This window comes from Microcoleus sp. PH2017_09_SFU_O_A (genome assembly GCF_020738625.1).
Classification (GTDB): domain Bacteria; phylum Cyanobacteriota; class Cyanobacteriia; order Cyanobacteriales; family Microcoleaceae; genus Microcoleus.
This window is the reverse complement of the sequence record NZ_JAEQCF010000136.1, coordinates 1-10,063: the sequence shown is the minus strand read 5'-3', so window position 1 is coordinate 10,063 and position 10,063 is coordinate 1. Positions and strand designations below refer to the sequence as shown.

The following is a 10,063-nucleotide window of genomic DNA, read 5'->3' as shown; positions in this document are numbered from 1 at the left end:
TCGGGTAGATTAAGCAGTCTGTCAAGATGAAGATCCATACGGTAGAAATCAATTAGTAGTATCTCATTATACACTTTTCACCAAAAAGCCAGAAGAGCCCGAAATACACAGTAATCTTCGCTATCGAGGTTAACAGCAGCAAAAGCCCGCTTGAGCCGTTTTCGCAAAAGTTCACCGCGCGGAAAAATAAACTGAGCTTGCGGAACGTGGCGGGCAATTTCTGCTAAAATAAAATCATATTGCGGTAAGTATTTGAAAGGAGCTTGGCAGCAAAAGTAAATTATTGCATCTTCTCGCAGGTCAAAATCTAAGCGACTGTTGTTTAATTCTCCCACGAGTGGTTTTGGGTAGGAAACCCCAATATTAGGCAACTTAACTAAGGTTTCTGAGTAATGCAATTGTGCATTTTCCGGTTCCATCAATTGGCTGGAAATAAAATAGTCAACTGTGGGTAAACCAGAGGTTACAGGATGTCCCCACGCCGAACATTGCACGGGTGCGAGGCGCAAAGCTGCTATTTGGACAGTTGGTGCATCCATCCCAATTTCCGGGAAGACAAGAATGTGCAATTTGTCATCAATAATTTGTTGGCATACAGCTTCTAAGTTGTGAGGAATGTGGCGGAATACATGGCTGTATTCGCGAAATTGTTCTGTAATTAGATCGGGTTCGTTACCCGTGTAGTAACAGTAAATTTCTATTTTTTTCGTATCGGCATAGCGCAACCAGCCGGTCAACCATAAAGTGCCGCTGTAAGAATGCAAGTAACTAGAAACATAACCGACTCTAATTTTACCATTTTCCGGCAGCGGAGGCATCTGTCGCGGTTCCACCCACTGGGGATAGTTCGCCGCCATAATTTGATGCACTAAATTGGCATATTTTGATTGGGATTCCACAACATTGTGGGCTTGATAGGCTAGGTAGAAATTAGTGAAACTCTGCAAGCCGAAAAAAGCATTTATTTTTTCTTGTGGAGTTTTCAAAGATGTTTGCTGAATCAAGCTTTCTAATTCTCTGACAAATCTCTTCCGGTAAGTTTGAATTTCACGTAAACTATTGTAAACAATTGGCAATGTCAAGTGGCTAAAAAGTTTAAAGACGTATTCATTCGGGAGAATTTCTACGGCTATTTCTGCATTTGAAATAGCTTTTTTTGTTTGTCCGCTCTGCTGACAAATTTTGATTAGTTCAAAGTGCAGTTGTCCGGCTGTCTGGTAATAGCGAAGCCCGTGCTCAAGGATTGCGATAGCTGCTGAGATTTGATTAATTCTTCGCCAGCAATCGCTGAAGTTCAAAAATAGTGCTACATCTCCTACCTGGAATTGCGAAAATCTTTGATACTGCTTAATAGCTTCTTCATATCTTCCTTGATAGTAGAGTGTGTTAGCCAAATTCAGGGCCATTGATGCTGGTGATTCCAGCGTTATATGGCTAAGTCTATCCTGTTCCAATAATGGGATAATTTCTGCGCCGGACAAGGCTAGTGCTATTTGATTTTCCGCAGTCAACTTAATTCTATATTGAATTTGTGGCAGAAGAGTTTGCCACTGGCTTTGAGTGAGGTTTTCTAATAAAATAATTTCCGGTTCGACACTAGGATCTAAATCTTCTTCCATGCAAAGATTCATGAGAATCCCGGACAAAATTAAATCAGCGTCTAACTCAGAGTCTTCTGAAATTTCGGTGCTATCTATTAAAAGAGCTAGATTATGGCGATCGCGATGAGTGACAATACTTTTGATAATTGGTGCCAACTCTAAATATAGCAATTCTTCTGGTTGGCTCCAATCGGGGAAAATGAGCAAGTTTAAGGGTTTGAGATTCAAGGTGGTTAGATCCATGCGATCGTCTGTCCTGTATTGTTGGGTATTGTGGGGCTTTTGGTGTTGTGTGCGGCTGCTCAACTCCTACCTCGGCTGTTGTTGCCATGCCCGCCAGCCCAGAATCGCAGCTAGGATGATACTGGGGGTAAACACGGCGATGAGGGCGTTGAAGTCGGTTGAGGCTATGGATAGGCTGGGCCCTGCGTACTTGATGGCCAGGGAAAACGCGGCGGAGAAGCAGAATACTTTGAGGATGGGGCTGATGTTGGTGTTCATGGATGCTGTGTTGGGCGATCGGGTTTCAGATTATTATGGCAAGTATGTGTGGCGGCTGGGCGGGGGCGATCGTTTTTTGCTAGCGTAGGGTAAGATAAGTTTCGGTATTGTAACAGAGCAGTAGCACATCACAATTTAGCAGTATCAGGAGCGATTCAGAATGGATACCCAAGAATTAGATTTAATAAATAACATTCGTCAACTATTTGATAATGCTCCTTATCCAAAAGTTCCCTTAGAACAATCTCCTAAAAAAGATTATGAATTGCTCTACCTTCACAACTTGCTAACACCTTACTATTTAAAAAATCAAAATATTATAGAAACACAAGGCAAGATAATTTTAGATGCAGGCTGTGGTAGCGGATACAAATCTTTGATTTTAGCAGAAGCTAATCCAGGAGCTAAAATAGTTGGAGTTGATCTTTCCGAAAAATCGATTAAACTAGCCCGCCAGCGGTTGCAATATTACGGCTTTGAAAATACAGAATTTCACGTTCTCTCAATTGAAGAATTGCCGAGTTTAGGGTTAGAGTTTGATTATATAAATACAGATGAAGTTCTTTATCTCTTGCCAGATGCAGTCAAGGGTCTGGTGGCAATGAAGTCTGTGCTAAAACCAGACGGAATTATCCGTACCAATTTACACAGTTCAACGGGCAGAAATCTCGTCCATCGCGCTCAGGGAGTTTTTAAGCTAATGGGTTTAATGGATGGAAGTCCAGGAGATTTTGAGATTGAATTAGTCCGGGAAATTATGACGGCTTTAAAAGATGAAGTCATGCTCAAGAACATAAGCTGGAATTCAGAACGTGGCAACAGTCAAGAATGGATTTTGGCCAATTACTTACTACTCGGGGATAAAGGCTGTACTGTTCCTGAAATGTTTTCAACATTGAAATCAGCAAATTTAGAGCTGATTAGCATGGTGAATTGGCAGCAGTGGGAATTGCTGAATCTGTTCAAAAATCCCCACGATTTACCTGCGTTTCTGGGGATGAGCTTGCCAGAAACGTCTTTGGAAGATCGACTCCATTTATTTACTCTATTGCATCCAACCCATCGCCTGCTTGACTTCTGGTGTAGTCATCCCGATCAAACTCAGTCTTTTGTGCCTGTTTCCGAATGGACTCCAAATGACTGGCAAGCAGCACGGGTATACCTGCATCCTCAGTTGGCGAGTCCCCAAGCCCGAGAAGACTTGCTCAGCAGCATTGCGGCGCAAACTCCTTTTGAGATTAGCCGTTACATCCCATTGCCAACAACGAGTCCAATTGCGATCGAGAGTGTAATGGCTTCTTGCCTGCTACTTTTGTGGGATGGGGTACAGCCTGTGATATCTTTGGTAAAGCGGTGGCTCCAGCTCAGACCTTTGCGTCCTGCAACGTTAGAAGCGGTGACCGAGGAGAAAGCTTTTGAAGAGGTCAAAGAATTGCTGGAGAGACTGGAAGCTTGTCTCTACGTCCTTTTGGAGCGCAAAACTTGAGAAGCCTCAAAAAAAATTCCGGAAAGTGATATGAAAGGTCTCAGAAGTGGGTAAGTTACTCTCAGGAGTTAGAAATCAAGCATCCCAAGCCTCTAGGAGAATCAACTAATGAAGACTGAATTTAAAGCCAAGTTTCTGCAACACCTCCAGCAGAGAAGACAAGATAAGGGTTTTACGCTGATTGAATTGTTGGTCGTTATCATCATCATCGGTATTCTTTCTGCTATTGCTTTGCCTTCTTTCCTCAACCAAGCGAGTAAAGCCAAGCAGTCAGAAGCCAAACAGTACATCAGTTCAATGAACAAAGGTCAACAAGCTTACTTTGCAGAGAGATCTGTGTTCGCAACTGATGTCCCCAGCTTGGGTCTGGGTATCAAAACAGGAACTAACAATTATAAGTATGGCGTGGGTGCAAGTATTGCTGGTGCCAACGGAGGAGTCACTATGGGCGCACAACCTATAGGCGCTTCGATTAAGGGATATGCAGGCGCAGTATTTTTCGTTCCAGCAGGTGAGGGAGACGGTACGAGTTCAATCCTCTGTGAGCAACTAACTGCTGCACAAGAGGCTCCTGCCGTAATTACACCTGCACGGGAGAATACCAAGTGCACTGATGCTCAGACTCTCGTTACTAAGTAATTTCTGAGTGCAATAATACATCAAGGAGCGGGTAGAGTTCAGTATGCTACCCGCTTTTTATGACATATTAATTGATGAATTGTTTATAATACCTGTCATTGCGAAGTTAGAGGTAAATCAGGTTGTTACACCTTAGTCAAAAGTTTTTTCTAACTTAGGTATATTTGTAGATTTTTTAGCTTATGACTTCTGATAACTTATTGGCTGTTGCACCTGATTGGCAGGAACAAGCAAGGGAATGTTTGCTCAACGAAAATTATACTCGGGCTGCGCTACTCTACGAACAAGCAATTGAAGGGGAACCCCATATTAAGTCCTACTACTGGCAATTGGGCTTAATGTTGTTGTTGCAGGGACAGGAGGTAGAAGCTCAAACAACCTGGCTGTTGGGAATAACTGAAGGCGAGCCAGAGGAAATCGAGCAGTGGACTCAAGAACTGGTACAAGTTCTCGAAGCCGAAGCAGAAAGGCAGCGGATGCAACGAAAAGACTATGCTGTGGCTTGGGCTGTGCGCCAGCATTTACGGGAAATCAGCCCTTCTAATCTGCACAACCTGCTGCATTTAATGGCACTATCCATATTGCTTGAGACTTACTCTGGCGAAGAGCCTGATTCTCTGGGCGTGATTGAACTGCTCAAGTCAAACAAACCTTTATCGATCAACCATGAGCTGCTGATGCAGTTGTGGAAGAGTGTCCTAGATTATGCTCCTCTACACCCATCTACTTTGGAATTGACAGAAGCTTGTTTAGCTTATGTCCAGGAGCCACTAATTTTTATTGATACTTTAATCAATTTTGTTTATATAATTTCTTATTTAGCGCGTCAATTTCCCCTGGCCGTTAAATTCACAGAACTCGGCTTGCGCTTAGATGCCAAGCACCCAGAGTTGCTACGTACTTTATCCTCTTTTTATCAAGATATAGGTGAGTCGGCAAAGGGGATAGAAATGGCTAGGCTTGGCTATTCGGTAATGGAAAACCTAGCCGATAAAGTGTATGCTTGTCACTTAATTATTCGCGGCATGATGACTGCGGGTGGTTATGCTGATGAAGCTTACTCAACATTTCAGACCCTCAAATCTCTACTGGCAGAGCTAATCGAGCAGGCGCCAACCGATCTCGATGCAAGCGCTACAGTTCGTTTATTTAGTTCGATATTTTTCTACCCATACTTTCAGGATAAACCGCAGGAAAACATACAAATTCGCCGTCAGATAGCAGAAATTTGCCAATTGAATGTTGCTAATTATGCTAAGGAGCAAATGGAAAAGTGCCACCAGCGACTGTCTTCTGCTGTGAAAACAGATGTTCCTAAAAAACGTCTAAAAATTGGATATCTGTCATATTGCCTGCGCCGCCATTCTGTAGGCTGGCTAGCGCGGTGGCTCTTCGAGTATCACGATAGCGATCGCTTTGAAATTTATGCTTATTTACTGGGGTCTGACTCTAAACTAACACAGGATCCTTTGGAGGAATGGTACACAAGCAAAGTTTTAAAAAATCGGAAATTAGGGTTGCACGGCCCTGAAGTAGCTGAGCTAATTTGTGAGGATGAGATTGATATTTTGGTCGAACTCGACAGCCTGACACTGAATACTAGCTGCGAGATTATGATGCTTAAACCTGCACCCATACAAGTCAGTTGGCTGGGCTGGGATTCACCAGGCATACCAAATATTGATTATTTTATTGCTGACCCTTATGTGCTGCCTGAATCCGCCGAAGATTACTATGTTGAAAAAATCTGGCGTTTGCCCCAAACCTACATAGCAGTAGACGGCTTTGAATTAGATGTCCCAAGGGTGCGGCGCGATCAATTAAATATTCCTAATGATGCAGTCGCATACGTAAGTTTTCAGCGAGGATACAAATACAATCCCCGCACAGTACGCTTGCAAATGCAGATTATTAAAGCAGTACCAAATAGCTATTTCTTGGTTAAAGGTTTAGGAGATGAAGAATTACTCAAAAAATTCTTTACTGAAATAGCAGAATCAGAAGGGGTGAACGCAGATCGTTTGCGATTCTTGCCAATAGTGGCAACAGAAACAGTTCACCGCGCTAATTTAGGAATTGCTGATGTGGTGCTTGATACTTATCCCTATAACGGAGCTACAACTACATTAGAAACTCTTTGGATGGGAATTCCTTTGGTTACGAGGGTCGGCCAGCAGTTTTCCAGTCGAAATAGTTACACGATGATGATGAATGTAGGGATAACAGAGGGAATTGCTTGGACTGATGAAGAATATGTGGAGTGGGGAATTCGCTTTGGGAAAGACCCTGATTTGCGACAACAAATATCCTGGCGACTGCGACAGTCAAGGCACACTGCTCCGCTATGGAATGGCCAACAGTTTGCGCGAGAGATGGAGAAAGCTTACGAACAAATGTGGCAAAAATATCTTGACAGTCGTGATTGAGAGTGATTGTCCGGGTTGGTAATTTGTGCAGCGAGTGGCAGCACAAATTACCTAGATTTATCAGTGCTTCTCCTGCACAAAACTGTCTGAATCAAATGTGGGAATGTTTAGTTCTTTTGCCTGCACAATCACCTCTTTATTCTCATTCTCTAATACAATTCGACGGTAAAGTCGAGGTATTAAAGCTGACCACTGAATTTCGCTTAATTGTCCAATCAATGAAATTTCTGGTCCATCAGAAACATCTAAATCTTCTTCCATTAAAAGACTCATCGCCACGCTTGACAAAGCGAGATTAGCATCTTCGTCAGAAATATTGCTGTTGTCTATTAACAGAGTCATCTTGCTTTTGTCTGGATGAGTTGCGATCGCCCTAACCACTTGTTCCAATTCTAAACCAAGAGACTCCTCTGGCTGTGACCAATCTGGAAAAACAATTAGATTAATCTCTTTCAAGTTTAAATGCACTAGAGTTGCATCAATCAGTGCTGAACTAACCGTTTTTGCCATTTTTGACCAAGAGAACTTTTTAGCTTGTTCCAACCCAGCACTAATTAATGAGTTGCGAACCTTCGGTTTTTGTACCTCACAAAGTGCATCCGCTAAACCCTCAACATCCTCATCATTTACATATAAAGCTGCTTCTCCTGCAACTTCAGGAATCGAGGCATTAGGACAAGTGATGACGGGACAACCGCAGGAGATTGCCTCCAGTACAGGTAAGCCAAATCCTTCATATTTCGAGGGATAAACCAGTGCAACAGCACCAGCATAGGCTAATCTCAACTCGTCATCATTGAGTTGAAGCTTGTGAACTACAGTACCTAAAGTATAATTTCTAAACTCTGCTTCTAATAAAACTCCACTGCCCGTACATACTATTTCAAAGCCTTGTTTGCTGGCAAGTTGAGCAAAAGCTTTAAAAAACAAGATACTATTTTTATAATTTGCGCCCCCTCCAACTGAAATAAAGTATGGCTTTGAGATACCATACTTATTTTTAAAACCTTTAATATCTTCTTGACTAGCCGGTGAGAAAAGATTTTTAACTCCACACAGAGCTACAGTTACAGACTTAGGAGCAATTTCTGGTAAAAAGTTTGCTAAGTCACTAGCCGTGCTTTTGGAAATAGCAATATAAGCAGAAGCATGGCGGATAGCATGATGTTTCTCCTTCCACATTGGTTCATTCAAATTTGCCCCCACAACTTCGGGAATCATGTCATATGCCATGAACACTGAAGGTGTGGATAGGGGTGTAGTGTAGTAAGTGGAGATAAATAAATCAGCAGCTTCTTCATTGCACACTTGCTGTAGCATTTCGCGATCTAAGTCCGTTGTCGCATAGTCATAAAGTGGAATCATTCGATATCTAATACCAAGAATTTTAGGAGTTGTTCCACCCCTATCAAGAACAACAATATGCTTGGCAAAATCATTTTGCGCCCATTCTTCTAGCAATGATTGCCATACACGGGCAATTCCTGTTCTATAAAGCTGGAAAAATACGGCATCTACAATGATTTTTGGGACAGAACTATAATATTTTTTTATAAATTTTTCTCTATTTTCAAAATGCAAAGCAAGTTGATCTAGACGACCGTCGCGACCTGTAGTATTTGTGATATGGCGAATCAATCTGTTTATATCGGGAACCGGACTCAATGAGTAGCCTCCCAATCTTGCCCTGTGAGACAAGTCCACATCATCCCAATATCCAGGTCCATAGTCTTCGCACCATCCTCCCAGGGCCTCTAACAAATGTCTTTTAATACACAGTGCCCAACCTTCTAAATAAAATTCCCCTAGTTCATTGTGCGCTAAAGGTCCAGCTAAACCTTCGGCAGCCAAATCACATAAAGATTCAATCGGTGAATCTCTTATTTCCACATCATTGTTTAGGTGAATAATATACTCGCCAGTTGCTACCTTCGCTCCCTGATTATTGGCCGCAGCAAAGCCTAGATTTGTCTCATTTCGTAGCAGCTTAATCTTCTGTTGTCTACAAAATTCTTCCAATGCAGTTTTTCCTTTCGGTGCGCTACCATTATCAATAAATATTATTTCGGTATCGGGTAAGTATTTGAGGTTCTGTTCCCACAGTTCTAACAATTCACTATGATCCCACCAAGGTACAACTATACTCGCTAAACACTTAACTGCGCTCGTGCAGTAACCTTTACTTGCTTCAACCCAAAAGCAACTCTGAGCATGAGACCAGTAATTACTAATATTAATATTTTGAAAACCTGCGGCTTTCAGTAATTGTTGTAGTCGAGTCGCAGTAAAGCCCGTCTTGTGAAACTCGCCTGGGTGCGTCTGCAACCCAAATATAGTATCTAACTGCCAACCCCATCGTTCCTGTTCTGGCTTCGCTAACCACTGCTGCATACACCATTCTAGATTTGGTAAATTCATCACCAATTTACCATCTGGCTTTAAAACTCTTGCCCATTCTTTAAGAGCTCGTGGGACTTCAAATTTTCCAATATGCTCCAGCATATGTTCTGTAAAAATTTCATCTACAGAGTCACTTTCAAAGGACAGATTGAAGATATCCATTTGAATAGCACCTGAAGTATAAACATATTGGTCTATATTAGAGTATCCCTCCTTGATGTGTGTCCCACAGCCTATATGTAACTTTACTAAGTTGTCGTTTGGCTTCATAATTTCTTTCTCTACTGGAATAGTAATTTCTTATTTGTTTTATTTTTATTAAGCAGGTCTGTTTCTATACTCGAATCAGTCAACTTTTCTTAACAATCGCTCCTTTATCCCCTATTTTCCTCCCCCCTACTTCTTCCCCTTCGCTTGCCCCAACAATACCTTATAATCCGCTTTGTCAGGATTCAACTTCACCAACTTCTCCAAAGGCTCGATCGCCCCCACATCATCCTTCATCTCCAACCGCACATTCGCCAACCCCTCTAGAGCCGTCTGATTCTGAGGTTCCCGCTGCAAAACCGTCTGATATTCCCGTTCCTGGGCCGCCAGCAGAGACTCCTGGGAAGCAACCACTGGCGCCTGCTTTTGTTGGTGCTGGCTGCTCAAACCGCTGCTGAACAGACTCACCATACCAAAAATTGTCGAACCCGCAAAGCCAGCCATTGATACAAACGCAAAAATCTGCTTAATACGATCGCCCTTATTAACCCGACTATCACTAGACTTTTTCTGCGTACTTTCCATCGTCAATCCTTTGCCTAGACGGTTTCCAGGCACTTCCTGAGTACCTATATCTAGATTGCCCAAGTTCGATCGCAAAACGATCGCCCCTCACAGATTTAAAATTTTTGCTTGAATCTCCAGGCGTTGCTGAACTAGGGTATGATGAAATGGTCGTCGGAGCGTCACAAATCACACACATTTAAAAGGAATATTATGCAATGCCCGGAATGTCAGTCTAC

At 42.5% G+C, this 10,063-nt stretch carries 7 protein-coding genes; 4 read left to right on the top strand and 3 right to left on the bottom strand.

Going from position 1 to position 10,063, the window contains the following annotated elements; translation table 11 throughout:
* Positions 1-77: 77 nt before the first annotated feature.
* A complete protein-coding gene (locus JGK16_RS31145) occupies positions 78-1,907 on the bottom strand; it encodes an O-linked N-acetylglucosamine transferase, SPINDLY family protein (protein WP_293193732.1) in 1,830 nt (609 codons plus the stop codon).
* A 52-nt stretch (positions 1,908-1,959) separates the two neighbouring features.
* On the opposite strand from JGK16_RS31145, the gene JGK16_RS31140 reads away from it, so the two are divergent.
* The 4 genes from JGK16_RS31140 to JGK16_RS31125 all read left to right on the top strand — a co-directional run bounded on the left by JGK16_RS31140 (position 1,960) and on the right by JGK16_RS31125 (position 6,653).
* Complete coding sequence (locus JGK16_RS31140; protein WP_293193730.1) at positions 1,960-2,190, top strand: hypothetical protein; 231 nt, start codon at positions 1,960-1,962, stop codon at positions 2,188-2,190.
* 72 nt (positions 2,191-2,262) lie between these two features.
* Positions 2,263-3,588 (top strand): class I SAM-dependent methyltransferase, encoded by a 1,326-nt coding sequence (locus tag JGK16_RS31135; RefSeq protein WP_293193728.1) that lies wholly within the window; start codon positions 2,263-2,265, stop codon positions 3,586-3,588.
* Between the two features lie 108 nt (positions 3,589-3,696).
* Entirely contained in the window at positions 3,697-4,227 is a 531-nt protein-coding gene (locus JGK16_RS31130) for a type IV pilin-like G/H family protein (RefSeq protein ID WP_293193726.1), read from the top strand.
* 182 nt (positions 4,228-4,409) lie between these two features.
* Positions 4,410-6,653 (top strand): O-linked N-acetylglucosamine transferase, SPINDLY family protein, encoded by a 2,244-nt coding sequence (locus JGK16_RS31125; RefSeq protein ID WP_293193724.1) that lies wholly within the window; start codon positions 4,410-4,412, stop codon positions 6,651-6,653.
* Between the two features lie 60 nt (positions 6,654-6,713).
* On the opposite strand, the gene JGK16_RS31120 is transcribed toward JGK16_RS31125, so the two are convergent.
* Positions 6,714-9,323 carry a glycosyltransferase gene (locus JGK16_RS31120; protein WP_293193722.1) on the bottom strand — a complete coding sequence of 870 codons (2,610 nt, stop codon included), beginning with the start codon at positions 9,321-9,323 and terminating at the stop codon, positions 6,714-6,716.
* 126 nt (positions 9,324-9,449) lie between these two features.
* Positions 9,450-9,920, bottom strand: a complete 471-nt coding sequence (locus JGK16_RS31115; RefSeq protein ID WP_293193720.1) for a tetratricopeptide repeat protein — start codon at positions 9,918-9,920, stop codon at positions 9,450-9,452.
* Positions 9,921-10,063 lie beyond the last annotated feature (143 nt).

What these genes read in the sequence shown, in the direction of transcription:
- JGK16_RS31140 (WP_293193730.1), top strand. Translation starts at nt 1,960, where the DNA reads ATGATACTGGGGGTAAACACGGCGATGAGGGCGTTGAAGTCGGTTGAG.
- JGK16_RS31135 (WP_293193728.1), top strand. Translation starts at nt 2,263, where the DNA reads ATGGATACCCAAGAATTAGATTTAATAAATAACATTCGTCAACTATTT.
- JGK16_RS31130 (WP_293193726.1), top strand. Translation starts at nt 3,697, where the DNA reads ATGAAGACTGAATTTAAAGCCAAGTTTCTGCAACACCTCCAGCAGAGA.
- JGK16_RS31125 (WP_293193724.1), top strand. Translation starts at nt 4,410, where the DNA reads ATGACTTCTGATAACTTATTGGCTGTTGCACCTGATTGGCAGGAACAA.
- JGK16_RS31120 (WP_293193722.1), bottom strand. Translation starts at nt 9,323, where the DNA reads ATGAAGCCAAACGACAACTTAGTAAAGTTACATATAGGCTGTGGGACA.